Annotated in this window: 19 protein-coding genes, 1 tRNA gene and 2 rRNA genes; 14 read left to right on the forward strand and 8 right to left on the reverse strand. The window is 54.7% G+C overall.

Features of this window, described 5'->3' with window-relative positions; all coding sequences use genetic code 11:
- Nucleotides 1–9 precede the first annotated feature (9 nt).
- Nucleotides 10–3,705: a methionine synthase gene (metH, locus tag LQ945_RS11185; RefSeq protein ID WP_420136188.1), complete on the reverse strand. Its 3,696-nt coding sequence runs from the start codon at nucleotides 3,703–3,705 to the stop codon at nucleotides 10–12.
- Between the two features lie 198 nt (nucleotides 3,706–3,903).
- Here metH and iclR point away from each other — a divergent pair, with 198 nt between their 5' ends.
- From iclR to LQ945_RS11255, 14 genes are all read left to right on the forward strand, one after another.
- The gene (gene iclR, locus LQ945_RS11190) at nucleotides 3,904–4,734 is read left to right on the forward strand and encodes a glyoxylate bypass operon transcriptional repressor IclR (protein ID WP_270102887.1); all 831 of its coding nucleotides are present in this window, start codon (nucleotides 3,904–3,906) and stop codon (nucleotides 4,732–4,734) included.
- Nucleotides 4,735–4,946: 212 nt separating this feature from the next.
- Entirely contained in the window at nucleotides 4,947–5,846 is a 900-nt protein-coding gene (yhfZ, locus tag LQ945_RS11195) for a GntR family transcriptional regulator YhfZ (RefSeq protein WP_270102888.1), read from the forward strand.
- A 160-nt stretch (nucleotides 5,847–6,006) separates the two neighbouring features.
- Nucleotides 6,007–6,891: a hypothetical protein gene (locus LQ945_RS11200; protein ID WP_269934053.1), complete on the forward strand. Its 885-nt coding sequence runs from the start codon at nucleotides 6,007–6,009 to the stop codon at nucleotides 6,889–6,891.
- A gap of 144 nt (nucleotides 6,892–7,035) precedes the next feature.
- On the forward strand, nucleotides 7,036–7,386 hold the full coding sequence (locus LQ945_RS11205; protein WP_262242299.1) for a hypothetical protein: 351 nt from the start codon (nucleotides 7,036–7,038) through the stop codon (nucleotides 7,384–7,386).
- A gap of 80 nt (nucleotides 7,387–7,466) precedes the next feature.
- A complete protein-coding gene (locus LQ945_RS11210; RefSeq protein ID WP_269934052.1) occupies nucleotides 7,467–8,642 on the forward strand; it encodes a YhfX family PLP-dependent enzyme in 1,176 nt (391 codons plus the stop codon).
- Entirely contained in the window at nucleotides 8,639–9,868 is a 1,230-nt protein-coding gene (locus tag LQ945_RS11215) for a phosphopentomutase (protein WP_270102889.1), read from the forward strand. Before LQ945_RS11210 ends, LQ945_RS11215 begins: the two co-directional genes overlap by 4 nt.
- Nucleotides 9,865–10,764 carry a phosphotriesterase-related protein gene (locus LQ945_RS11220; RefSeq protein WP_270102890.1) on the forward strand — a complete coding sequence of 300 codons (900 nt, stop codon included), beginning with the start codon at nucleotides 9,865–9,867 and terminating at the stop codon, nucleotides 10,762–10,764. Before LQ945_RS11215 ends, LQ945_RS11220 begins: the two co-directional genes overlap by 4 nt.
- Entirely contained in the window at nucleotides 10,764–11,117 is a 354-nt protein-coding gene (locus LQ945_RS11225; protein WP_020837206.1) for a DUF2620 domain-containing protein, read from the forward strand. Before LQ945_RS11220 ends, LQ945_RS11225 begins: the two co-directional genes overlap by 1 nt.
- A 10-nt stretch (nucleotides 11,118–11,127) precedes the next feature.
- Nucleotides 11,128–12,429 (forward strand): YhfT family protein, encoded by a 1,302-nt coding sequence (locus LQ945_RS11230; protein ID WP_270102891.1) that lies wholly within the window; start codon nucleotides 11,128–11,130, stop codon nucleotides 12,427–12,429.
- A 59-nt stretch (nucleotides 12,430–12,488) separates the two neighbouring features.
- Nucleotides 12,489–13,361, forward strand: coding sequence for an acid phosphatase (locus LQ945_RS11235; protein ID WP_270102892.1), 873 nt, complete (start codon nucleotides 12,489–12,491; stop codon nucleotides 13,359–13,361).
- 315 nt (nucleotides 13,362–13,676) lie between these two features.
- Entirely contained in the window at nucleotides 13,677–14,216 is a 540-nt protein-coding gene (gene gntK, locus LQ945_RS11240) for a gluconokinase (RefSeq protein WP_020837209.1), read from the forward strand.
- Nucleotides 14,213–15,550 (forward strand): gluconate transporter, encoded by a 1,338-nt coding sequence (gene gntU, locus LQ945_RS11245; protein WP_044553905.1) that lies wholly within the window; start codon nucleotides 14,213–14,215, stop codon nucleotides 15,548–15,550. Before gntK ends, gntU begins: the two co-directional genes overlap by 4 nt.
- 111 nt (nucleotides 15,551–15,661) lie before the next feature.
- Nucleotides 15,662–17,476, forward strand: coding sequence for a phosphogluconate dehydratase (edd, locus tag LQ945_RS11250; RefSeq protein ID WP_270102893.1), 1,815 nt, complete (start codon nucleotides 15,662–15,664; stop codon nucleotides 17,474–17,476).
- A 45-nt stretch (nucleotides 17,477–17,521) separates the two neighbouring features.
- The gene (locus LQ945_RS11255) at nucleotides 17,522–18,163 is read left to right on the forward strand and encodes a bifunctional 4-hydroxy-2-oxoglutarate aldolase/2-dehydro-3-deoxy-phosphogluconate aldolase (RefSeq protein WP_270102894.1); all 642 of its coding nucleotides are present in this window, start codon (nucleotides 17,522–17,524) and stop codon (nucleotides 18,161–18,163) included.
- A 27-nt stretch (nucleotides 18,164–18,190) separates the two neighbouring features.
- Here LQ945_RS11255 and aceK read toward each other — a convergent pair whose 3' ends face one another.
- The 7 genes from aceK to rrf (LQ945_RS11290) all read right to left on the reverse strand — a co-directional run bounded on the left by aceK (nucleotide 18,191) and on the right by rrf (LQ945_RS11290) (nucleotide 25,034).
- On the reverse strand, nucleotides 18,191–19,945 hold the full coding sequence (gene aceK / locus LQ945_RS11260; RefSeq protein ID WP_270102895.1) for a bifunctional isocitrate dehydrogenase kinase/phosphatase: 1,755 nt from the start codon (nucleotides 19,943–19,945) through the stop codon (nucleotides 18,191–18,193).
- A gap of 70 nt (nucleotides 19,946–20,015) precedes the next feature.
- Nucleotides 20,016–21,323, reverse strand: coding sequence for an isocitrate lyase (gene aceA, locus LQ945_RS11265; RefSeq protein WP_182824827.1), 1,308 nt, complete (start codon nucleotides 21,321–21,323; stop codon nucleotides 20,016–20,018).
- A 47-nt stretch (nucleotides 21,324–21,370) separates the two neighbouring features.
- Nucleotides 21,371–22,969: a malate synthase A gene (gene aceB / locus LQ945_RS11270; protein WP_269934044.1), complete on the reverse strand. Its 1,599-nt coding sequence runs from the start codon at nucleotides 22,967–22,969 to the stop codon at nucleotides 21,371–21,373.
- Nucleotides 22,970–23,357: 388 nt separating this feature from the next.
- On the reverse strand, nucleotides 23,358–24,287 hold the full coding sequence (metA, locus tag LQ945_RS11275) for a homoserine O-acetyltransferase MetA (protein ID WP_269934043.1): 930 nt from the start codon (nucleotides 24,285–24,287) through the stop codon (nucleotides 23,358–23,360).
- Nucleotides 24,288–24,662: 375 nt separating this feature from the next.
- Nucleotides 24,663–24,778: ribosomal RNA gene (rrf, locus tag LQ945_RS11280) — 5S ribosomal RNA — on the reverse strand.
- A 51-nt stretch (nucleotides 24,779–24,829) separates the two neighbouring features.
- Nucleotides 24,830–24,905: transfer RNA gene (locus LQ945_RS11285), tRNA-Thr, on the reverse strand.
- 13 nt (nucleotides 24,906–24,918) lie between these two features.
- Nucleotides 24,919–25,034: ribosomal RNA gene (gene rrf, locus LQ945_RS11290) — 5S ribosomal RNA — on the reverse strand.
- Nucleotides 25,035–25,104: the final 70 nt, after the last annotated feature.

A 25,104-nucleotide genomic window follows, 5' to 3' on the forward strand; every position in this document is an offset into this window, starting at 1 on the left:
AAGAGAGGATCAGTCGGCGTCGTAACCGAGGTTAGGCGCTAACCAGCGTTCAACCTCGCCGACGCTCATGCCTTTGCGCGCCGCATAATCTTCCACCTGATCGCGCTGGATCTGCGCCACCGCGAAATATTTGCTCTGCGGGTGGCTGAAGTACCAACCGGATACCGCCGCCCCCGGCCACATGGCGAAGGATTCGGTCAGCACCATGCCGGTATGACGGTTAACGTCCAGCAGTCGCCAGATTTCCGCTTTCTCGGTATGTTCCGGACAGGCCGGATACCCCGGAGCCGGACGAATGCCCTGGTAATTCTCGCGGATCAGCTCTTCGTTGCTCAGGTTCTCGTCGCTGGCAAAGCCCCAGTGCACCTTGCGCACCTGTTCGTGCAGGTACTCGGCGAAAGCCTCCGCCAAACGGTCGGACAGTGCCTTCACCATGATTTTATTGTAATCATCGTGCTGCGCGTCATAGGCCGCCGCCAGTTCATCCTCCTCCAACCCGCCGGTCACCGCGAAAGCCCCGAAGTAGTCGGCCGTGCCGCTGCTTTTCGGCGCGACGAAGTCGGCCAGGCAGTAGTTCGGGAAGTCGGTTTTCTCGGTCTGCTGGCGCAGATGGCGACTGACCACCAGCACCTCATCGCGATTTTCGTCGCGATAAACTTCAACGTCGTCACCGACCCGGTTAGCCGGGAACAGGCCATAAACGCCGCGCGGGTTAAGAGTGCCGTTAGCGGCCAGCCTATCCAGCATCTGGTTGGCGTCGGCAAACAGCCGCTTGGCTTCTTCCCCCACCACTTCATCCTCCAGAATGCGTGGATATTTGCCCGCCAGCGACCAGGTCATAAAGAACGGCGTCCAGTCGATGTAATGCCGCAGCGTCTCGATACTGGCTTCGACCGGGTAAACACCCAGTTGCTTCGGCACCGGCGGCTGGTAATTTTCCCAGTCCAGCACCATGGCATTCGCACGCGCTTTCTGCAGGTCAACCGGCGGAGTTCGCGGTTTCTTGCGTGCGTGCTGAATGCGGACGGTTTCGTATTCTTTACGGGTTCTCGCCACAAAATCGTCGCGCTGAGCGTCAGAAAGCAATGCCGACACCACGCCCACGGTACGCGAGGCATTTTGTACGTAGGTGGTTGAGCCGCTGTAATTCTGCTCAATCTTCACCGCAGTATGGGCCTTGGAGGTGGTAGCGCCGCCGATCAGCAGCGGCAGGGTAAAGCCCTGACGCTCCATCTCTTTGGCCACGTTGACCATCTCGTCCAGCGACGGGGTGATCAGCCCGGACAGGCCGATAATATCCACATTCTGCTCGCGCGCGGTTTTCAGGATTTTCTCCGTCGGCACCATCACGCCCAGATCGACAATTTCGTAATTGTTGCACTGCAGCACCACGCCAACGATATTCTTGCCGATGTCGTGCACATCGCCCTTCACCGTCGCCAGCAGGATTTTGCCTGCCGTTGAGCCCTTTTGCTTGCTGGCCTCAATGTACGGCTCCAGATAGGCCACCGCCTGTTTCATCACGCGGGCGGATTTCACCACCTGCGGCAGGAACATCTTGCCTTCGCCGAACAGATCGCCGACGACGTTCATGCCCGCCATCAGCGGCCCCTCGATCACTTCGATCGGACGATCCGCCCTCTGCCGGGCCTCTTCGGTATCGAGCTCGATAAACTCGGTGATGCCTTTCACCAGCGAGTATTCCAGCCGTTTTTCGACCGCCCAGCCGCGCCATTCCGCCTGCTGCACAGCCACTTCATTGTCTTTGCTGCCGCGGTATTTTTCCGCCAGTTCCAGCAGCCGTTCGGTGCCGTCGTCACGGCGGTTGAGGATCACGTCTTCCACCGCATCACGCAGCTCTGCCGTCAGATCGTCATAGATCGCCAGTTGCCCGGCGTTAACGATCCCCATGTCCATGCCGTTGCGGATCGCGTGATACAGGAACACCGCGTGGATCGCTTCGCGTACAGGATCGTTGCCGCGGAATGAAAACGACACGTTGGACACGCCGCCGGAAATCATCGCGTGCGGCAGGTGAGTTTTGATGTCGGCACAGGCCTCGATAAAGTCGACGGCGTAGTTGTTATGCTCTTCGATACCGGTAGCAACGGCGAAAATATTCGGGTCGAAAATGATGTCTTCCGGTGGGAAGCCGACGCGCTCGGTCAGAATTTTGTAGGCGCGGCGGCAAATCTCGAATTTGCGCTCGCGCGTATCGGCCTGGCCCACTTCGTCAAACGCCATCACCACCACCGCGGCACCGTATCGACGCACCAGCTTGGCGTGGTGAATGAAGGCCTCTTCACCCTCTTTCATCGAGATGGAGTTAACGATGCCCTTACCCTGAATGCACTTCAGGCCTTTTTCGATCACCGACCATTTGGAGGAGTCGATCATGATTGGCACGCGGGCGATATCCGGTTCACCGGCGATCAGGTTGAGGAAACGTACCATCGCCGCTTCCGCGTCGAGCATCCCCTCATCCATGTTGATGTCGATAATCTGGGCGCCGCTTTCTACCTGCTGGCGCGCTACGGCCAGCGCTTCGCTGTATTTCTCTTCTTTGATCAGCCGCTTAAAACGTGCCGAGCCGGTGACGTTGGTTCGTTCGCCCACGTTGACGAACAGCGTTTTGGCATCGATGTTTAGCGGCTCCAGCCCCGCCAGACGGCAGGCAACCGGGATCTCCGGCAGTGGGCGCGGTGGCACGCCCGCTACGGCCTTGACCATGGCAGCAATGTGCTCTGGCGTGGTACCGCAGCAGCCGCCGATAATATTCAGGAAGCCGGCTTGCGCCCACTCCCCGACCTGTTTCGCCATCTCTTGCGCATCCAGATCGTATTCACCGAACGCATTAGGTAAACCGGCATTGGGGTGCGCGGTAACGTAGCTTTCCGATATGCGCGACAGTTCGGCAACGTATTGACGCAGTTCATCCGGCCCCAGCGCACAGTTCAGGCCAAAGCTCAGCGGGTTGACGTGCCGCATCGAGTTATAGAAGGCTTCGGTGGTTTGACCGGACAGGGTTCGGCCGGAAGCATCGGTGATGGTGCCGGAAATCATGATCGGCAACGAAACCCCCAGGGCTTCGAATTCGGTTTCCACCGCGAAGGCGGCGGCCTTGGCGTTCAGGGTATCGAAGATGGTTTCGATCATGATCAGATCGACACCGCCCTCCACCAGCGCACGCGTCGACTCGCGGTAGGCCTCCACCAGTTCGTCGAAAGAAACGTTACGAAATGCCGGATCGTTGACGTTCGGAGAAATGGAGGCGGTGCGGTTGGTCGGCCCCAGCACCCCGGCCACGTAGCGGGGCTGCTCTGGGGTACGCGCAGTCCATTCGTCGGCGCAGGCACGCGCCAGGCAGGCGGCCTGATAGTTAATCTCGGCCGACAGCGACTCCATATGGTAGTCGGCCATGGCGATGGAGGTAGAGTTGAAGGTATTGGTTTCGAGGATGTCGGCTCCCGCTTCCAGATAGCCGTAGTGAATGGCGGTTATGACCTCGGGCTTGGTCAGCACCAGCAGATCGTTATTGCCTTTCAGATCGCTTTGCCAGTCGGCAAAACGCTCACCGCGAAAGTCGCTCTCTTCCAGACGGTAGCTTTGGATCATGGTGCCCATGCCGCCGTCCAACACTAAAATTCGCTGCGCTAACTGCCGGCGCAGTTGTTCTACTCGATTTGTCACTGTAGCCCCTTCAATTACCGATCCAGCCCATCGCTCAATTGCTGCAAAAACCAACGAGTCATCCTAGCACAGGTTGTGTCGGCAAAGGGGCGAGCGGTTATTGAGAGTTTTTCAGGTTGTCTGGCAACACATCCGATGAGCTGATTGACGGCTTGCATTTCACACGTAAAAAACGAAAATGAATTCCATCATACGGAAAAAGGAATGTGAATCATGGTCACCCCCGTTCCCGCCAAACGTGGCAAGAAGCCCCGCGCTGCATCTCCGAGCGCCAGTGCGGCAACCGGTCAGGTACAGTCGCTGACCCGTGGCCTGAAATTATTGGAATACATTGCCGAAGCTCAGGGCAACGTGGCGTTGACCGATCTGGCCCAACAGGCGGGGTTACCGAATTCCACCACTCACCGTCTGCTTTCCACCATGCAACAGCAAGGGTTCGTGCGTCAGGTCGGCGATCTGGGCCTGTGGACTATAGGTTCGCACGCCTTTGTGGTGGGCAGCAGTTTTCTGCAAAGCCGCAATCTGCTGGCAATGGTACACCCCACGCTGCGTCGCCTGATGGAAGAGTCCGGCGAAACGGTTAACCTCGCGGTGCTGGATACCAGCGAGTACCAGGCGATTATTATCGACCAGGTGCAATGCACTGCGCTGATGCGCATGTCTGCGCCCATCGGCGGTAAACTGCCGATGCACGCCTCCGGTGCCGGCAAAGCCTTTCTTTCCACCTTGCCGGACGATCAGGTCACCAAACTGCTGCATCAAAAGGGCATGCAAACCTATACCCCGCATACGCTGACGCCGCACAACCTGAAGGAAGGGCTGGCGCAGATCCGCAAGCAGGGTTTCTCGTTTGACGATGAAGAGCATGCGCTTGGCCTGCGCTGCGTGGCGGCCTGCATTTTTGACGAGCACCGCGAAGCCTTCGCTGCCATCTCGATTTCCGGGCCCATATCGCGTATCACCGACAACCGCGTGATTGAGCTGGGCGCGTTAGTGATCCATGCCGCGAAAGAGATCAGCCTGGAATACGGCGGCGTACGTTAAAGTGGAGCAACGCCGTTGCATTAAACCTTCAAATAATCGAATATTATCAGACTGCTGACAAAGCCCGGGATTAGGGAGAGCGTGGCGTAGGGGTCGTAGCGGCTTGCCCGCCGGAGCGCCCCTCGGTGCGCTAGGCCCGGGTATCTCGGGTTCAAAGACCACTTTGTCGTCAAACTCATATTATACGTTTTATCGCCCCCAACGAGCCGCCAATGAGAGATAAATTCATTAAGAAAGAAGGTATTGCGCTTATCCAGCTCGCCAGATATTTGCTGGATGAGAAGCCGATGAACCGGTTACGCACTATCGATGAACTCTCTGAAAGTTTTGGTCTTTCCGTTGGCATTGTGCAAAACGCACTTAAATCGCTGGAAAACAGCGGCTGTATTCAGTTGGAACGGCGCGGCCGCAACGGGACGCAATTAAAACAGTTAAACTATCAGGCGCTCCTTTCCCAGGCCGATATTGGCAACATTGTTTGTGCGATGCCACTGCCCTACACCAAACTTTATGAGGGCTTAGCCAGCGGTCTGAAAATACAGTTTGGGCAAATACCGCTTTACTACGCGCATATGCGCGGAGCCAGCGTACGTATCGAATGCCTGCTGGATGGTATCTACGACATGGCCGTCGTGTCCCATCTGGCCGCCAGAGAAGTTTTACAGGCGGGCAAAGCCCGTATTGCGCTGGAGTTAGGCGCGGGATCCTATGTTTCAGGCCACCAGATGGTTTACCGCCGTGGCGAAGAAAACAACATCCGTCGTGTGGGCCTGGATCCTCGTTCGCCAGATCAACGCCAATTGTCCGAACTCTACTTCCATGGGCAAGAGGTTGAATATGTCGATACGCCATATCACGACTGTTTAAACCAAATAGAAAAAGGCAATATTGATTCAGCTATCTGGAATCTGGTGCAGGACTTTGCCAGTGACACCCTGGCCGCTATTCCCTTGCAAGGCCACCCTTCCTATATTCAAGCCTCTGAAGCCGTGCTGCTTATTCGCAGCGATGACGCTCTAATTCAACGTCTTGTGGCACGTCAGGTTGACAAAAAACAACTGCTGCAGCACCAGCAAAATGTCGTTTCGGGAAAGGAAGAACCCTTTTACTGATTAAGCTTTGTATATAATTAATGCCAACCATTATTTACAGCTTCAAGATAACAAAACCCACCACGTTATATTAATACCTTGAAAGAGGTATAAAATAACCGCGTTAGTTTGTTCCGGAATCATATCCAATGTGTCAGGAATAAAGATAAGGAATGTGAAAATGAAACGCGAAGATAAATATAATCACGGTGACTACAATGATTTTCTAACGGCCATAAGAACATTTGAATGCTCTATTGATCCTAAAGACGCCGACTATTATGACGAGCATTACGAAGATGACAAAGCAGCAACCTATCAACAAGTTGAGTATCCAGGTCGCGTAATTCGCGACAAAAATGGCGTCCCCTTGCAAAGTACTACGTCAATAAAAGGCTATTTCATTAAGCTTGGTATTGATAAATACTATACGCGCGGCTCCAGCGACCCTGAGATGTTTCGCAAGATGCAATATGCCGTGATGAATTATCTGGGTTTTGTCGGCTATCAGTTCAGTGAACATGATCTTTGGGATCTTGGTTATTACGCCCATTATGATAATGAAAATCTCCCCATGTACTATTCAGATGTCGACGTCAGCAATTGGTCCAATGGAGTGCGAGAAAAAATAATGGATCTTCCGGACGGGAAAATCCATGTTACCGACGTAAATACCTGGAAGGGGGCATTTACCGGCAAACACGGTATCAGTTCTTTCGCCGATGTCATCGACCCGGATAAACAAGAATTTATTGCCCGCGATCATTTCGACAATAAATACCAAAATATTGTTTTGCAGCTGGCCGACCATGGCAAAACCCTGAATGATTATCTGGGGAGTACGCTACGCTGGAGCGAATGCCAGCCCAGGTTAGCCCCACCCGGTGGGCGTTCTGATGAGGTCACCCTCACTTTATCCGGCTTACTGGCCGGCGCTCATCTGCGCGGGGCGGAAGGCGTTGTCGCCCTGTTGGTCAGGCATGAAAACCATGCTGATGAGAACAAAACGGCCATCTTGCAGTATGTCTATGATTTTGGCGGCTACAGTACGCCTTATGATCAGTAAATCGGGCATGCGTTTGGCCGGCGCCCGGTGTGGCGCCTCATTATAATTTGTGATCTTGTTCAAGTAATAATCGCTTCCCCGTTGTCGTCCGTCATGGGCTCACTTACCATTTCATTTATATATTCAAAAAAATGAGGATATAAAATGATACACCAGGGCCTGAACACGCTGCGACAAGCCAAAGTGATTGATGAAGACATTTATCAGGGAATGCTGGCCGTCGTCGAACAGCTGCAACAGCATTGCCAACGCCCGTTACCCGCTGAACAAGGCTGGTTGGCTATCGCACACATGGCCAATGCGCTAATGCGTTGCCGCCAGCAGCAACCTGTCTCACCGTTGGACAACGAAATATTGGCGGAAATAGCGGAAGCAGGGAAATTGGAAGAGGTGCGCGCGCTCAATAATGCCCTGATGAAAAACTTTACCCTCGAACTTCATCCCGATGAAGAAGGCTATCTGCTGGTCAATTGGTACAGTTTGAGCAAAGCATAATTGACATGAATAATTTCTCTTAAATATTCAAATAAATGAATGTTTATCGCAAGGATGACAAACCAGGAGTAAAGGGAACAATGTTTATTACTGCGTTACAACGGCAAAATCCTGCGCTGATCGGCACTGCCGTAGCACTATGGCAACAGCGAATCCTTCGCCCGGACAGCTACGTGATCGATGTTGATACCGTAGAGGAAAACGCCCGACACATATTGCAAATCGCTCAGCAGCATCACCTGACGCCTTATGTCATGAGCAAACAATTTGGCCGCAACCCCTGGTTATGCCAACGCATTATCAATCTGGGTTTTCCGGGCGCCGCCGCTGTCGATTTCAAAGAGGCGCAGCAGCTAATGCAGCATCGCGTTCCCTTGTGCCACGCAGGGCATCTGGTTCAGATCCCTGACGGTGAGATCGCCGCCATTCTGAAACAGCGGCCAGAAGCGATCACCGTCTTTTCGATTGAAAAAGCCCGCAGCGTCGCTGAACAAGCAAAAAAAATAGGCATCACGCAATCCTTGTTGCTAAAAGTCTATCAGGAAGGTGACCTCCTCTACCCTGGGCAAGAGGGCGGCTTTCTGCTGGATGATGTCGTGATCGCCGCCAGACAAATAACACAGCTGGGGCACGTGCAGGTGGTCGGCGTCACCCATTTCCCCTGCCTGCTTAGCCATAAAGCCGGCGATATCCCGCAGACGACCCCCAACTTTGCCACCCTGATTGAAGCTGTGGCTCGCCTGCGTCAGGCCGGCTTCCAGATATGCCAAATCAATGCCCCCTCCGCCAATAGCTGCTCGTCGTTGCCGATGCTCGCACAGCTTGGCGTGACCCACATAGAGCCGGGGCACGCGTTCACAGGGACCTTCCCGGCGAACGTTTTTGGTACTGAGCCAGAACGCCTGGCAATGCTATATATGACTGAAATATCTCATCATTATAAAGAACTCAGCTTCTGCTATGGCGGCGGACACTATCGCCGCAGCCACGTCCAACACGCGCTGGTGTTCACCCCTGATGGCCAGATGAGCCAAACCGAAGTGGTGCCGCCGGAGGACCACAGTATTGATTATTACCTGGGGCTACGCGGGACGTTCCCTATTGGTAGCGTAGTCATCATGTGTTTTCGCACCCAAATTTTCGTTACCCGCAGCGACGTCGCCATGGTGTGCGGCATTTCGCGGGGTGCCCCGCAGCTTGCCGGGGTATTCGACAGCCAGGGAAACAGACTCAGCCATTCAGGAGATGCCCGGTGAATAAATTTGTGGTTATTGTTTTAGATGGTTTCGGTATCGGTGCCATGGACGATGTCGCCCACCAGCGCCCCCTTGATATTGGAGCCAATACCTGCGGCCATATCTTGCAAAAATACGGCCTGCTACGGTTGCCGACATTAGAGAAATTGGGCCTGATTAACGCTTTGGGATATCAGCCAGACAATGTGATGCACCCCAATCCGGCGGCAAATTACGGCAGCGCAAATTTGCAGCATCAGGGGGCCGACTCCTTTATGGGACATCAGGAGATCATGGGCACTCGCCCTGGCATCCCATTGTTGATGCCCTTTTCCCAAGTCAGGGAACAGGTGGCTTCGGCGCTTAATGATGCCGGGTTCCTGGTAGAACGTGTCGCGGTCGAGGACGGTTTATGCTACCTGCGAATTAACGGATGCGTCGCCATCGGCGATAACCTCGAGACCGATCCCGGCCAGGTTTATAATGTGACTGCCAATTTGGATGCCATTGATTTCGCCACCGTTCGCGCCATTGGTGACATCGTTCGCAGCCAGGTTCAAGTCGGCCGGGTGATTGTCTTTGGCGGCAACATTGGCAGTAATGCCGCTTTGCACCATGCCGCCGAAACCCGCGCAAAGCGCTATGTCGGGATCAATGCCCCCAAGTCAGGCGTCTATGGCCATGGCTTTACCGTTGTCCATCTCGGTTATGGCGTCGATGCAAGCCAGCAAACCGCCGCCAGTTTGCACTCATCAGGCGTACCGACGGTGTTAATCGGCAAAGTCGCAGATATCGTCATCAATCCTCACGGAATAAATTATCAGGGCATTTCCAATTCGGAAGAGATCATGCAATTAACCTTGCAGGCGGTCGAACAGCCGGGACAGGCCTTTATCTGTACCAATATCCAGGAAACAGATCTGGCCGGCCATGCCGAAAACAGCGATCGCTACGCTGAGCGATTACAGGTCGTTGACGGTTACCTGGCGCAATTACTGGCTCGACTCGGCGAAGACGACGCCCTGCTGGTGATGGCCGACCACGGAAATGATCCGACGATTGGTCACTCGCGCCATACCCGAGAAAAAGTGCCATTACTCTTCTGGCGCCCCGGCGTTCAAGGCGTCTATTTGGGCGAGCGTTCAACCCTGGCTGACGTCGGGGCTACGGTCTGCGACGCCTTTGGCGCTCCGGCACCTCAAAGCGGCCATTCGTTCTTCCCGCAAATGAATAAGGGACAACCATGAATCCTTCATCGCAATTTGATCGACGTGGCTATACCTATGCGCACGAACATCTGCATATTGATCTGTCACCGTTCAAACAGAATATAGATTGCCGACTGGATTGTTACGCACTCCTCGTGGATGAAATGAAAGCGCTGGTCAATAAAGGCGTATTGAACCTGGTTGAGGTCACGAACCGCTATATGGGGCGTAATCCTCAATTTATGCTGGATTTGATGCAAGAAACCGGCATAAACATTCTGGCATCAACCGGTTACTACCAACAGGATTTCTATCCGCCACATGTTGCTCAACGCAGCGTGCAGCAGTTGGCGCAAGAAATGATCGACGAAATTGAGCACGGCATTGACGGCACAACGCTTCGCGCCAGCGTAATTGCAGAAATTGGCAGCAGCGAAGGCACCATTACCCCCACGGAAGAGAAAGTATTCCATGCTGCTGCCCTGGCACATTTAGCCACCGGAAAACCCATTTCTACGCATACCAGTTTCAGCACCATGGGATTGGAGCAGTTGCAGCTATTAATGCGCTATGGTGTCGATGCAGAACATATTGTTATTGGCCACTGCGATTTATGCGATCAGCTGGATACCTTGCTGAGGATTACTGAAACCGGCGCTTTTATTCAATTCGACACTATCGGCAAAAACGATTACTACCCGGACGAAAAACGCGTGGCGACATTGCTGGCGCTTTCTCAACGCGGACTATTGGGCCAGGTAATGCTTTCCATGGATATCACCCGGCGTTCCCACCTGGCCGCAAATGGCGGTCTGGGATTCAGTTATCTCATTGATAAATTTGTTCCGATGCTGCTGCAGGCAGGGATACCGCAACAAGATATTGACCATATGCTGTGCACCAACCCAAACACTTTCTTCAGAGGACAAGAATAATGAAAAAGATCGGTATTGCAGGTTTACAACGCGAGCAAATTAAACAGGCTATCGAATCAGCCGCCCCCGGTAAATTTGAGTGTTTTATTCAAAACGACATGGAAGCGGCCAGCAAAGTCAAAAGTGGCGAGTTGGATTACTTTATTGGCGCCTGCAATACCGGTGCCGGTGCCGCGTTATCCATCGCTATCGCGATTATCGGTTATAACCGCTGTTGCACCATTGCCAAACCGGGAATACAGGCAAAAGAAGAACAAATAATAAAATGGGTCAACGAAGGCAAAGTGGCCTTTGGCCTTTCGGTGGAACATGTTGAACATGCCATCCCGATGCTGATGGGTCATTTGAATTAAGGGGCTATCCATGGAGCAGTATTTGCATATTGTTATTGTCGCTTTGCTAACGGGAATGACCTCGCTGCTTTCTCATCGTTCCGTTGCCGTATTTCACGACGGCATTCGTCCGATTCTGCCGCAACTGGTTGAAGGGAATATGAATCGCCGTGAAGCCGGCAGCATTGCATTTGGTTTGAGCATCGGCTTCGTCGCATCCGTCGGGATCTCCTTTACCCTCTCAACCGGGCTGTTGAACAGTTGGTTGCTGTTTTTACCCACCGACATCATCGGCGTACTGGCCTTTAACAGCTACCTGGCTTTCGCTTTGGGCATGGCCTGGGGAGTATTGGTGCTGACCAGTTTGGTGCCGATCAATACCCTGCTGACCGCGCTTCCCGTGGATATCCTCGGTTCACTGGGCGAGCTTTCCAGCCCGGTGATTTCGGCCTTCGCGCTGTTCCCACTGGTGGCTATTTTCTATCAATTCGGCTGGCGCCATAGCCTGCTGGCCGCCGTTGCCGTACTGATGTCGCGCGTCATTGTCGTGCGCTTTTATCCTTCACTCTTTCCAGAGTCGATTGAGATATTCGTCGGAATGGTGATGTTGCTGGGGATTGCGATATTTCGTGATATCTCACAGCACAAGCATCATGAAGAAAACCATGGCACCTCCGTTTTCGAGGAAAGAACCTCTCGCATTATCAAGAATCTGCCGCTGCTCGCCATTACCGGTGCGCTAATCTCGACGGTTGCCAGCCTTAAGCTGTTTGGAGGCTCTGAGGTTTCGATCTATACGCTGGCAAAAGCCTGGGCCCCCGGGGTATCACCGGAAGAATCCGCTGCGTTGGTCAATCAAGCTGCGCTGGCTGAGTTTATGCGTGGCCTGGGCTTTATTCCGCTCATCGCAACCACTGCGTTAGCCACTGGGGTGTACGCCGTCGCCGGTTTTACCTTCGTCTTTACCGTCGGTTATCTGGCCCCCTCGCCCTGGTTAGCCGCCATTTTAGGGGCCCTGACCATCACGTTGGAAGTGCTGCTGTTGCGGACTATCGGCCGTTGGTTAAGCAACTATCCCTCGGTTCGTAATGCCTCGGACAGCATCCGCAATGCCATGAACATGCTGATGGAATTTGCTTTGCTGATCGGCGCTATTTTCGCCTCTATCAAGATGGCGGGCTATACCGGCTTCAGCATCACCGCAGCCCTGTACTTCCTTAATGAAGCACTGGGGCGTCCTATATTGAAAATTGCCGCCCCGGTAGTGGCAACCATAATATGCGGTATTTTATTGAACATTTTGTATTTCTTAGGGTTGTTCGTCGTTAACTAACCAAGCGTATTAAACGGAATATCTGACCAATAACGGAATATAAACACAGGGGAATCATAATGAAAATAGAGAATAATAAAAACGCAACCCGCTCAAAGTGCTTTGCAGCATTAGCATTACTCTTGGGTTCTACGGCATTTTTATCGGCGGCCCACGCAAACAACGATACCGCACCCAATAACGATCCAACTGAAACCTGGCGCACCGATTATAGCGATATCGGTTATCCGGACGTGGGTTTTTCCCCTTATATCAAAGGGTGGATTAAGGGTTATCTGACACCGGCAGATTACCCTGACGGCGCAAAAATTCTGCCGCCGCCGCCAAAAGAGCATTCCGCAGCAGCAAAAAGCGATATTGAAACGTTCCATGAATTACGACAGCTGCGCGATACGCCACGCGGCCAGCTGGCAATCCAAGATGCCAAGCTCTCCTTCAACCATATTGGCAGCGCATTTTCGCCGGCGCTGGGCATCACTATTTCACGTAAAAATACGCCTCATTTGCACCTGCTGCTCAGCCGAGTTTTTACCGATGCGGGTTATGCCTCCAATGACACCAAAAAAGCGTTTAGCCGAATTCGGCCCTACTCGGCATTACGTATCGACAGTTGCACGCCTAAAGAACATAGCGCGTTAAGTAACGACGGCGGCTCTTATCCCTCTGGTCATGCCGTCACCGGGATGATGTGGGCCATGACGTTAACCGCCATGGAGCCACAGCTGGCAACCCCGTTAATGAAAAAAGGCTATGAGTTTGGTCGTAGTCGTCTGATCTGCGGCGTACATTGGGAAAGCGATGTCAACGCGGGTCGCTTCCTTGCTGCCGGCGCTTTCGCTCGCCTGCAGGCCAGCCCCGAATATCAAAAACAATTCCGCGAAGCCAAGCTGGAAGTCGACCGTTTATTAGCGCAAAAACAAGGCAGTAAATAAACGTCAGCGCGGATTACCCGGCACATTAGGCGAAAGTCATCATCGTAAAAATGCCCAGGTTTGCGCAGAGAGTGTGGCTGCGCAAGCCTTTCCCCATAACAATTATCCCCACCGTGACGCATCCGCGCAGCTCAACTTCAACGAAGTTTTATGTCTGGACGTCAGCCTGAAATAGTTGAAGTCGATCACAAATAATGACTTTGCCAACGGAAGCCGATTGCAACCGGCGAAACTTCCTTCGACAATGTTACCGATAACATGTTACCGGTAACAACTTGTATAGGGTAACGCCACCTGTCGTTTTGGAGCTAAGCCATGACCAATAATCAAAACCGTATTTACGTCATTATGGGCGTTTCCGGCAGCGGCAAGTCCGCCGTGGCCGCCGCAGCGGCCCGCCAACTGTCTGCCGGGTTCCTTGACGGTGACTTTCTGCACCCGCGCAGCAATATCCTGAAAATGGCCGCCGGTGAACCGCTGAATGATGACGATCGCGCCCCCTGGCTGGCCGCACTCAACGACGCGGCTTTCGCCATGCAACGCACCAATACTGTTTCGGTCATTGTCTGTTCGGCGCTGAAAAAGCACTACCGCGATCGCCTGCGCGCCGGTAACGGTAACCTGTCGTTCATCTACCTGCACGGCGATTTTCCGGTGATCGAAGCCCGCCTGGCTGCGCGTAACGGCCACTTCTTCAAGCCACAGATGCTGGTAACGCAGTTCGCGGCGCTGGAGCAACCGGGCGCGGACGAAAGCGACGTCATGTCCGTGGACATCAACCAGCCGCTGGAAGCCGTCATCGCCGATACCGTGCGACATATTCAGAGTTTCCTGCCTCAGGACGTATGCGCGTGAATACTGTAACGCTGGTCGGTACTGCAGTCGGCTCGGTTCTATTACTGCTGTTTTTGGTGATGAAGGCGCGTATGCACGCCTTCGTCGCCTTAATGTTGGTGTCTATCGCTGCCGGTATTTTCTCCGGCATGCCGCTGGACCGCATCGCCGACACCATGCAAAAAGGCATGGGCGATACGCTGGGCTTCCTGGCTATCGTAGTGGCGCTGGGCGCCATGTTCGGCAAGATACTGCACGAGGTCGGTGCACTCGATCAAATTGCGGCACATTTGCTGAAACGTTTCGGCCAAAGTAAGGCGCATTACGCGCTCGGCATCGCCGGATTGATCTGCGCCCTGCCGCTGTTCTTTGACGTGGCGGTGGTACTGCTGATCGGCATTGTGTTTGCCGTCGCACGTCGCACCGACGGCAACATCGTCAAGCTGGCTATTCCCCTGTTTGCCGGCGTCGCCGCTGCGGCCTCCTTCTTGCTGCCGGGGCCGGTGCCAATGCTGCTGGCGGCGCAAATGAAAGCCGACTTCGGCTGGATGATCGCCATCGGCCTGGTCGCCGCTATCCTCGGCATGCTGATTGCAGGCCCATTGTACGGCAGCTTTATCAGCCGCTTCGTTAGCTGGCCAATGCCGGCGGATGAAAACGAACCGACGCTCAACAAGGGCAACCTGCCGTCATTTGGCTTTAGCCTGGCGCTGGTACTCTGCCCGTTGGTGCTGGTCGGTATGAAAACCATTGGCGCACGTCTGGTCACGCCGGGTTCTCAGCTGCAGCAGTGGCTGGAGTTTATTGGCCACCCGTTCACCGCCATTTTGATTGCCTGTCTGATCGTGATTTATGGTCTGGCAAAACCGCGCGGCATGACCAACGAACAAACGCTGGCCATCTGTTCGGCTGCGGTGCAGCCCGCCGGGATCATCTTGCTGATGACCGGTGCCGGTGGCGTGTTCAAACAAATCCTGGTGGATTCTGGCGTCGGCCCGGCACTGGGCGACGCCATGATTGGCACCGGTCTGCCAATAGCCGTGGCGGCCTTTGCGCTGTCCGCCATGGTGCGCGTGATTCAAGGTTCAGCCACCGTTGCCTGCCTGACTACCGTCGGTCTGGTGTTGCCGGTGACCAGTCAACTGGGCCTCGGCGGCGGGCAGTTGGCCGCGCTGGCTATCTGTATTGCCGGGGGCTCTATCGTGCTCAGCCACGTCAACGATGCCGGTTTCTGGCTGTTCGGCAAATTTACCGGCGCCAATGAGCTGCAAACGCTAAAAACCTGGACGGTGATGGAAACCCTCCTCGGCAGCGTGGGTGGCATCATCGGCATGATTGCTTTCACCCTGTTTTAAACCACGATAACGACATAACACCGCCCCCGGCCTTTGCACATCAGGGCTGCAATCTCTCTCCGGGGGCACCGCCATAGGCGGCGTCTATAACAATAGCCATGTGAGGAAGGTATGCTTAATCCCACCCTATCCCGTGTCACGCAACGCATCATCGATCGTTCAAAACAGAGCCGCACCGCCTATCTGGCACGCATTGAAGCGGCGCGCTCCCAAACCGTACACCGCGCACAGTTGGCCTGCGGCAACCTGGCGCACGGTTTTGCCGCCTGCCAGCCGGATGACAAAACTGCGCTGAAAAACATGGTGCGCAGCGATATCGCCATCATCACCGCCTATAACGATATGTTGTCCGCCCACCAGCCCTACGAAAACTATCCCCAGCGGCTGAAACAGGCGCTGCATGCCGTAGGCGCGGTCGGTCAGGTAGCCGGTGGCGTACCGGCGATGTGCGACGGCGTGACCCAGGGGCAGGATGGCATGGAGCTGTCGCTGATGAGCCGCGACGTGATTGCCATGTCCTCGGCTATCGGCCTGTCGCACAATATGTTCGACGGCGCGCTGTTCCTCGGCATCTGCGACAAAATCGTGCCGGGTCTGGTGATGTCCGCCCTGTCGTTTGGCCATTTGCCGTCGCTGTTTGTGCCTGCCGGCCCGATGAGCAGCGGCTTACCGAACAAAGAAAAAGTGCGCGTGCGTCAGCTGTACGCCGAAGGCAAGGTCGATCGCCTGGCGCTGTTGGAGGCCGAAGCCGCTTCGTATCACGGCATCGGTACCTGCACCTTCTACGGCACCGCCAACACCAACCAGATGGTAATGGAAGTGATGGGGCTGCACCTGCCGGGCGCCTCCTTCGTTCACCCGGATACCCCTTTGCGCGATGCGCTGACCGACGCTGCCGCACGTCAGGTCACTCGCCTGACCGAAACCGCCGGCAACTATCTGCCGATAGGCAAGCTGGTGGATGAAAAGGTGGTGGTGAACGGCATCGTTGCGCTGTTGGCCACCGGCGGCTCCACCAACCTGACCATGCATATGGTGGCGATGGCGCGCGCCGCCGGCATTATCATCAACTGGGACGACTTCTCCGAACTGTCGGACGCCGTGCCGCTGCTGTGCCGTATCTACCCGAACGGCCCGGCGGACATCAATCAGTTCCAGGCATCGGGCGGCGTCGCCCTGGTGGTCCGGGAGCTGCTAAAGCACTGCCTGCTGCACGAAGACGTGCACACCGTGGCCGGTTTTGGCCTGAAGCGCTATACCCAGGAGCCGTGGTTGGATAATAGTCAACTTGCCTGGCGCGAGGGAGCGGATACTTCGCTCGATCCCCAGGTCATCGCCAGCGTCACCGAGCCTTTTGAACACCACGGCGGCACCAAAGTCTTGGCAGGCAACCTCGGCCGCGCGGTCATGAAAACCTCGGCGGTGCCGGTCGACAACCAGATTATCGAAGCGCCGGCGGTGATATTTGAAAGCCAGCATGACATCGTGCCGGCGTTTGAGGCCGGCAAGCTGGATCGCGATTGCGTAGTAGTGGTTCGCTTCCAGGGGCCGCAGGCCAACGGCATGCCTGAGCTACACAAGCTGATGCCACCGCTGGGCGTACTGATGGACCGCGGGTTTAAAGTCGCGCTGGTCACCGATGGCCGCCTTTCAGGCGCCTCCGGCAAGGTCTCTTCCGCCATCCACGTAACCCCGGAAGCCTATACCGGCGGCATGCTGGCCAAGGTGCAGGACGGCGATGTGATCCGCGTGAATGGCCGCACCGGCGAGCTGGCATTGCTGGTCGATGCCGAGGTTCTGGCCCAGCGAGCGCCTTACCAACCTGACCTGAGCGCAGAACATATCGGCTGTGGCCGTGAACTGTTCGGCGCATTACGCAGCCAGCTTTCCGGGGCCGAACAGGGCGCCTGCTGCATTCAATTTTAACCGATAGCGTGGCCGCGCAGCGGCCATAACTGGAGAGAACCGTTAATGAACAATTGGAAGACAAGCGCAGAACAGATCCTGATGGCCGGACCGGTAGTCCCGGTGATTGTCATCAACAAATTGGAACACGCAGTCCCCCTGGCGAAGGCTCTGGTGGCCGGTGGCGTCCGGGTATTGGAAGTCACCCTGCGCACCGCCTGTGCAATGGATGCGATCCGCGCCATTGCCAAAGAAGTGCCGGATTCCATCATCGGTGCCGGCACCGTCATCAACCCGCAGCAACTGCAGGAAGTGACCGATGCCGGTGCTCAATTCGCCATCAGCCCGGGGCTGACCGCCGATCTGCTGAAAGCGGCCACTGCCGGTTCAATCCCGTTAATTCCAGGCATCAGCACCGTGTCTGAACTGATGCTGGGCATGGATCATGGGCTGCGTGAGTTTAAATTCTTCCCGGCGGAAGCCAACGGGGGTGTGAAGGCACTGCAGGCAATCGGCGGCCCGTTCCCACAGGTACGTTTCTGCCCGACCGGCGGTATTTCACCGAGCAACTACCGTGACTATCTGGCGCTAAACAGCGTACTGTGCATCGGGGGTTCCTGGCTGGTACCGGCGGATGCGCTGGAAAGCGGCGACTACGCGCGCATCACTGAATTGGCGCGGGCCGCCGTTGCCGGTGCAAAAGCTTAATGCTATCGGGCGCGGCGTGCCGCGCCCTTACGTCGCTGCCGAGGTCGCAGGTAATTCCACTCCGCTGCGCTGACTGAAACGCCGCTTCTTGCGGTAAGCGAATACGTCTTCCACATGCCCATCGCGAATGCGCTGCTGCAGCCCGCGCCAGTAATCTGCTTCGAACAGATCGCTATGCAGCTCTTCAAACACCTGTCGAATGCGCCGGTCGCCACACAGAAAGTGCCGGAACTCCTCCGGGAACACATCATTCGCTGACACGCTGTACCACGGCTCGCTGGCCAATTCGTCTTCCGGGTAACGCGGCGGTGGAATATCGCGGAAGTTCACCTCGGTCATGTAGCAAATTTCATCGTAATCGTAGAACACCACCCGCCCGTGCCGGGTCACGCCGAAGTTCTTGAACAGCATATCGCCGGGGAAGATATTGGCGGCGGCCAGCTGTTTGATCGCATTGCCGTACTCTTCGATGGCGTCACGCATCTGCTGCTCATTGGCCTGCTCCAGATACAGGTTCAGCGGTGTCATGCGCCGTTCCATATACAGATGCTTGATCACGATGCGATCGCCAAGGTCCTCCAGTTTGTCCGGCACTTCACGCTGCAACTCAGCCAAAAGCTCCGGGCTGAGACGCGCCTTGTCGACGACAAAATTCTCGTATTCTTGGGTATCCGCCATACGCCCAACGCGATCATGTTCTTTCACCAGTTGGTAACAGGCCATTACCTGTGCCTGCGTCACTTCTTTTTGCGGTGCGAACTCATCCTTGATCATCTTGAACACCCGATCGAACGACGGCAGGGTGAATACCAGCATCACCATGCCTTTCACTCCCGGCGCGATGATGAACTGCTCCTGCGAGCCGGCCATAAACGTCAGGTATTCGCGGTAACACTCCGTTTTTCCGTGCTTCTGGCAGCCAATCGCCATATACAGTTCGGCGGTGGTTTTGCCCGGCAGGATCTCACGCAGCCACTCGACCATCGCTGCCGGAAGCGGTGCATAAACCATAAAATAAGAACGGGCGAAGCCAAACACGATGCTGGCCTCGGCCTTGCTGGTCAGGCAGGTATCTATAAACAGGTCGCCGGAATCACTGTGGTGGATCGGTAACAGGAAGGGATAGACCGTATGCGCCACGCGCAGCTTACCCACCAACCAGGCGGCCTTGTTGCGGTAAAAAAGCTCATTGGCGATCTGGAATGTCGCCCCCGCCAGCTGCTGCGCGCTAAAGCTCTGTTGCAACGCCCGAGTGATGTAATCAATGTCGCGCGACAAATTTTCCCAAGGTAGCCGTAAGGGCAAATCGGTCAGCAGGTTGTACAACATCGCCGACACGTCGCCGTTAGCGGTGAAATCACGCGACAGCGGGCGCGGGATATCGCGAAAGCGTCCCTCAGGTTGAGAGCTGAAAACAAACAGCTTTTCCGGCGTCAGATCGCGGTGCTTGAACAGGCGGCAGTAAACCGAATTGAAAAAGCTTTCGGCAATCTCAAAACGGGGATATTCCGGCAGCAAGTCGGTGTACACCGCCTTCACCCGGCTGGGGAAATCAGCATCGAAGTACTTTTGCCCGGTGATGCACTTCAGTTGCTCCACCACCAGGCCGACGTGATGGTCATACAGGTGAATACGCTTTTTCATCGCCTGTTGCACCGCCGGCCAGTCTGCGCGCTCAAAACGCTGCTGCGCACCGGCGGTCACTTCAAGGAAGCGGCCGTATTGCGCATCAAAACCCTGCAGTATCGTCTGTGCGATCAACAGCTCCAGTTTCGCCGCCATCCTTACCTCCCGCCAGAAAAGAGAGCCTGCATAAGCAGGCCCTGATTTAGATTTTGTTAGCTCTGCGGCCTCAGAACTGCTGTTCTTCCGTCGAACCGGTCAGCGCCGTTACCGAAGAGGTGCCGCCCTGAATGATGGTAGTGACCTTGTCGAAATAGCCGGTCCCCACTTCCTGTTGGTGCGATGCGAAGGTGTAGCCGCGTGAAACGGCATCGAATTCAGGTTTCTGTACCTTCTCGACGTAGTGCTTCATGCCCTCGCCCTGTGCATAAGCGTGCGCCAGGTCAAACATGTTGAACCACATGCTGTGGATGCCCGCCAGCGTGATGAACTGGTATTTGTATCCCATCGCCGACAGCTCTTCCTGGAAGCGGGCAATCGTCTGATCGTCCAGGTTCTTTTTCCAGTTGAACGACGGCGAGCAGTTGTATGCCAGCAGTTTGCCTGGGAATTTGGCGTGAATAGCGTCGGCGAAACGCTTGGCTGCCTGCAGATCCGGCGTGGAGGTTTCGCACCACACCAGGTCGGCGTAAGGGCAATACGCCAGGCCACGGCTGATCGCTTGCTCAATGCCGGCATGGGTACGGAAGAAACCTTCCGCAGTACGTTCGCCAGAGACAAACTCGCTGTCGTATGGATCGCAGTCAGACGTCAATAAATCGGCGGCATCGGCATCGGTACGCGCAATGACCAGCGTTGGCACTCCGAGCACGTCAGCAGCCAAACGCGCTGCAACCAGCTTCTGAATCGCTTCCTGGGTAGGCACCAGCACTTTGCCACCCATATGACCGCATTTTTTCACCGCCGCCAATTGGTCTTCGAAATGCACCCCGGCAGCGCCGGCCTCAATCATGGCTTTCATCAGTTCAAAAGCATTCAGTACGCCGCCAAAACCGGCTTCGGCATCGGCGACGATCGGCAGGAAGTAGTCGGTGTAACCCTTGCTGCCCGGCTCAATCTTATTGGCCCACTGGATCTGATCGGCTCGGCGGAAAGTATTGTTGATGCGTTTAACCACGGCCGGCACGGAATCAACCGGGTACAGCGACTGGTCCGGATACATGGCAGAGGCGGTGTTGGCATCCGCAGCGACCTGCCAGCCAGACAGATAAATCGCTTCGATGCCGGCTTTGGCCTGCTGCAGTGCCTGCCCGCCCGTCAACGCACCCAGGCTGTTGACATAGCCTTTGCGTGATTTACCGTGCAGCAGTTCCCACAGCTTGGCGGCACCGTTTTGCGCCAGCGTACAGACCGGATTTACCGAGCCGCGCAGATTAATCACGTCTTCAGCGCTGTACGGGCGGGTGATGCCTTCCCAACGAGCCGATGTCCATTCCTGTTCCAGTTGTTGAATCTGTTGAGCACGAGAGGTAGACATAATTTTTATCCTTTTCAATAATGTAGGGTTAATGGTCAGGAACGGGTTCAGGCCAGGAGCTCATAGCCAGGTAACGTCAGAAAATCGATTAATTCGTCTTGCGTAGTGATACGTTCCATCAGGCGCGCGGCTTCTTCGAAACGGCCAGCATTAAAACGCGCCTCACCCAACTCTTCACGTACCACCAACATCTCTTCTTTCAGCATCTGGCGGAACAGCGCCTTAGTGACCAACTGGCCATCGCTCAGGCTCTTTTGGTGATGGATCCACTGCCAGATTGAGGTACGGGAGATTTCCGCCGTCGCGGCATCTTCCATCAGGCCGTAAATCGGTACGCAGCCATTGCCGGAAATCCAGGCTTCGATGTATTGCACCGCCACACGAATATTGGCGCGCATACCCGCTTCGGTCCGTTCGCCATCACAGGGTTCCAGCAGCTGCGCGGCGCTGATCGGCGCATCGTTCTCACGCAGGACTTCCAGCTGATTACGGCGTTCGCCGAGCACTTTGCTGAACACTTCCATCACGGTATCCGCCAGCCCCGGATGCGCCACCCAGGTGCCGTCATGGCCGTTATTGGCCTCCAGCTCTTTATCCGCCCGCACCTTGTTCAACACCCAGGCATTCTTCTCGGCGTCTTTGCTCGGAATAAACGCCGCCATGCCCCCCATGGCGAAAGCGCCTCGCTTATGGCAGGTTTTGATCAACAAGCGGGAGTAAGCACTGAGGAATGACTTGTCCATCGTGACCGACTGGCGATCCGGCAGGACCCGATCCGCATGGTTTTTCAGCGTTTTGATATAGCTGAAGATGTAATCCCAACGGCCGCAGTTCAACCCGACGATATGATCGCGCAGGTGGTAGAGGATCTCGTCCATCTGGAATACCGCCGGCAACGTTTCGATCAATACGGTGGCCTTGATGGTGCCGCGCGGCAGGGAGAAACGATCCTCGGCAAAGCTGAAGACCTCACTCCACCAGGCGGCTTCCTGCCAGGATTGGGTTTTGGGCAGGTAGAAATAAGGTCCGCTGCCTTTTGCCAGCAGTTGACGGTAGTTGTGGAAGAAATACAGAGCGAAATCGAACAGGCCGCCTGGGATCGCTTCGCCCTGCCACTGCACGTGTTTCTCCGGCAAATGCAGGCCACGTACGCGCGCAATCAATACCGCTGGATTGGGCTTCAGCTGATAAATCTTGCCGGCTTCATTGGTGTAAGAAATGGTGCCATTCACCGCATCGTGCAGGTTGATTTGCCCATCGATCACTTTGTCCCAGCTCGGCGCCAGTGAATCTTCGAAATCCGCCATAAAGACCTTCACATTGGCATTCAGGGCATTGATCACCATCTTGCGTTCAACCGGCCCCGTGATTTCAACCCGACGGTCGCGCAGATCCTCAGGTATGCCGCGGATCTTCCACTCACCATTACGAATGGAATCAGTTTCCGAAATAAAATCCGGGAGTTCGCCCTGATCGATCTTCTGCTGCCAACAGGCACGCGCAGCCAAAAGTTTGTTGCGCTGCGGAGTAAATTTACTCACCAGATCCGCCAGGAATTCGACCGCGTCATCCGTCAGCACCTGCCGTTCAGCCGCGGTGAAACTCTGCGTAAACGTTAACTCCGTGCCTGCTATCTGTTGCGTCATTGTCTTGCTCCTTCCCATCATTGTGCACCGACGCTGTAAGTCAGGCGGGCACATCTTCATCAGAAATCAGTGCGGATCAGGATGAATAAAATGATCCTCAACTGGTCAGATCTCATCTCACTGGATCTAAGAATACTCAACTAAAAATAAAAATCAAAAACGATTTCCATTTTATTATTAAATATTTAATTAACCTTTTGTTATCAATTAGTTATTAAAAATAACAATACCAGCAAGTAAGGAAACCGGTTCCATTACCTGGCAATAGTTACATCAAGTATTTGTTAGATAATGAGTTTTAGTAAGAATGGCAGGTAATTAAGAGGAAAAGCGTCATGAAGAGGTGTGCCGGCGGCCTCGATTCAGCCGCCAGCTAAAGCAAAAAACGTTATTCGAGGGTCGGGTTCATATGGCGCAGATCGTACGGTGTGATCTGGTAAACATAGTAGTTAAGCCAGTTGGCAAACAGCAGGTGACCATGGCTGCGCCAGGAAGCTTTGGGGGTATGTTCGGGGTTATCGTCGGGGAAGTAATTGAGCGGCACTACCGGGTTGAGACCTGCTTCGTTATCGCGACAATACTCACCGGCGAGGGTTAATGCATCATACTCTGGGTGCCCGGTCACGAACGCCAACCGTTTATCCTTACTGGCGAACAAATAGGCCCCGGTTTGCTCCGACTCGGCCAGGATATCCAGATCCGTGTACTGCCGAATAATCTCGGTAGGGAAATCCGCATAGCGCGAATGAGGCGCCAGGAAGGTCTCATCAAAACCGCGGGTCAACAACGCATGCTGTTGCAACGTTTGGTGCTGATAGACGCCAGAGAGCTTCACCTCACGGGTCATCTTTGGGATACCATACAGAATATTCAATGCCGCCTGTACTGCCCAACAGACAAACAGCGTGGAGGTCACGTGGTTCTTGGCCCAATCTATTACTCGTTCAATCTGCGGCCAGTAAGCAACGTCGCAGAAATCAACCAACCCTAGCGGCGCCCCCGTCACGATCAGACCATCAAAGTTCTCATCCTGGATGTCTTCAAAATCACAATAAAAGTTGTTCAGATGCTCCGCAGGCGTGTTTTTGGACTCACGGCTGTCGATACGTAACAGCTGAATATCAATTTGCAAAGGAGAGTTGGAAAGCAGGCGTAAAAACTGGTTTTCCGTCTCGATCTTCTTTGGCATCAGGTTAAGGATCAGCACTTTCAACGGCCTGATTTCCTGTGTTTTTGCCCTTGAGGATGCCATCACAAAGACATTCTCATTGCGCAAGAAACTAACTGCAGGTAACTCATCAGGAACACGAATCGGCATTGCTTAATCCCCACACATCCATTTAAACGTTTAGACTTCTAGATGCCCGAAGATAGCGGTTTTTTACTGCAATGTCGAGTATTCAACGGAAAGGTGAAAATGTTTCATAGCGGCGGAACAGGCGGGAGATCGTAGTTTTGAAACGCAAAAAGCAAAAAGGCCACCCTTGCGGATGGCCTCTTGGCTTAATTGATGCCTGGCAGTGTCCTACACGACTCGTCTCATCCTGAGACTCACCCCTTCGGGGCCGCCGCAAGCGGCGTTAAAGCCCGCTCCCGACGGGCTTTTCGCATGCCCATGCTCGAGCAGAACGATATACAGCAGACAAAACAAAAAGCCCTACGCTTTCACGTAGGGCTTGTTGCTTTATTTGATGCTTGGCAGTGTCCTACTCTCGCATGGGGAGACCCCACACTACCATCGGCGCTACGGCGTTTCACTTCTGAGTTCGGCATGGGGTCAGGTGGGACCACCGCGCTATTGCCGCCAAGCAAATTCTTTTAATTCTTTTTGCCGAACTTCTAAACCCACTTTAAATAAAGTGGTGCTGATACCCAGAGTCGAACTGGGGACCTCACCCTTACCAAGGGTGCGCTCTACCAACTGAGCCATATCAGCACACTAATTTGATGCCTGGCAGTGTCCTACTCTCGCATGGGGAGACCCCACACTACCATCGGCGCTACGGCGTTTCACTTCTGAGTTCGGCATGGGGTCAGGTGGGACCACCGCGCTATTGCCGCCAGGCAAATTCTGTTTCATTCCAACCGCTACTCACGTAGCCATTGAAACCAATCTCGGAACTTCGCTGAAAATC

This window comes from Serratia liquefaciens (assembly GCF_027594825.1).
Lineage (GTDB): Bacteria > Pseudomonadota > Gammaproteobacteria > Enterobacterales > Enterobacteriaceae > Serratia > Serratia liquefaciens_A.

Excerpts from the sequence above, each read along its gene's own strand:
- iclR (WP_270102887.1), top strand. The coding sequence starts at position 3,904 with ATGGTCACCCCCGTTCCCGCCAAACGTGGCAAGAAGCCCCGCGCTGCA.
- yhfZ (WP_270102888.1), top strand. The coding sequence starts at position 4,947 with ATGAGAGATAAATTCATTAAGAAAGAAGGTATTGCGCTTATCCAGCTC.
- LQ945_RS11200 (WP_269934053.1), top strand. The coding sequence starts at position 6,007 with ATGAAACGCGAAGATAAATATAATCACGGTGACTACAATGATTTTCTA.
- LQ945_RS11205 (WP_262242299.1), top strand. The coding sequence starts at position 7,036 with ATGATACACCAGGGCCTGAACACGCTGCGACAAGCCAAAGTGATTGAT.
- LQ945_RS11210 (WP_269934052.1), top strand. The coding sequence starts at position 7,467 with ATGTTTATTACTGCGTTACAACGGCAAAATCCTGCGCTGATCGGCACT.
- LQ945_RS11220 (WP_270102890.1), top strand. The coding sequence starts at position 9,865 with ATGAATCCTTCATCGCAATTTGATCGACGTGGCTATACCTATGCGCAC.
- LQ945_RS11225 (WP_020837206.1), top strand. The coding sequence starts at position 10,764 with ATGAAAAAGATCGGTATTGCAGGTTTACAACGCGAGCAAATTAAACAG.
- LQ945_RS11230 (WP_270102891.1), top strand. The coding sequence starts at position 11,128 with ATGGAGCAGTATTTGCATATTGTTATTGTCGCTTTGCTAACGGGAATG.
- LQ945_RS11235 (WP_270102892.1), top strand. The coding sequence starts at position 12,489 with ATGAAAATAGAGAATAATAAAAACGCAACCCGCTCAAAGTGCTTTGCA.
- gntK (WP_020837209.1), top strand. The coding sequence starts at position 13,677 with ATGACCAATAATCAAAACCGTATTTACGTCATTATGGGCGTTTCCGGC.
- edd (WP_270102893.1), top strand. The coding sequence starts at position 15,662 with ATGCTTAATCCCACCCTATCCCGTGTCACGCAACGCATCATCGATCGT.
- LQ945_RS11255 (WP_270102894.1), top strand. The coding sequence starts at position 17,522 with ATGAACAATTGGAAGACAAGCGCAGAACAGATCCTGATGGCCGGACCG.
- aceK (WP_270102895.1), bottom strand. The coding sequence starts at position 19,945 with ATGGCGGCGAAACTGGAGCTGTTGATCGCACAGACGATACTGCAGGGT.
- aceA (WP_182824827.1), bottom strand. The coding sequence starts at position 21,323 with ATGTCTACCTCTCGTGCTCAACAGATTCAACAACTGGAACAGGAATGG.
- aceB (WP_269934044.1), bottom strand. The coding sequence starts at position 22,969 with ATGACGCAACAGATAGCAGGCACGGAGTTAACGTTTACGCAGAGTTTC.
- metA (WP_269934043.1), bottom strand. The coding sequence starts at position 24,287 with ATGCCGATTCGTGTTCCTGATGAGTTACCTGCAGTTAGTTTCTTGCGC.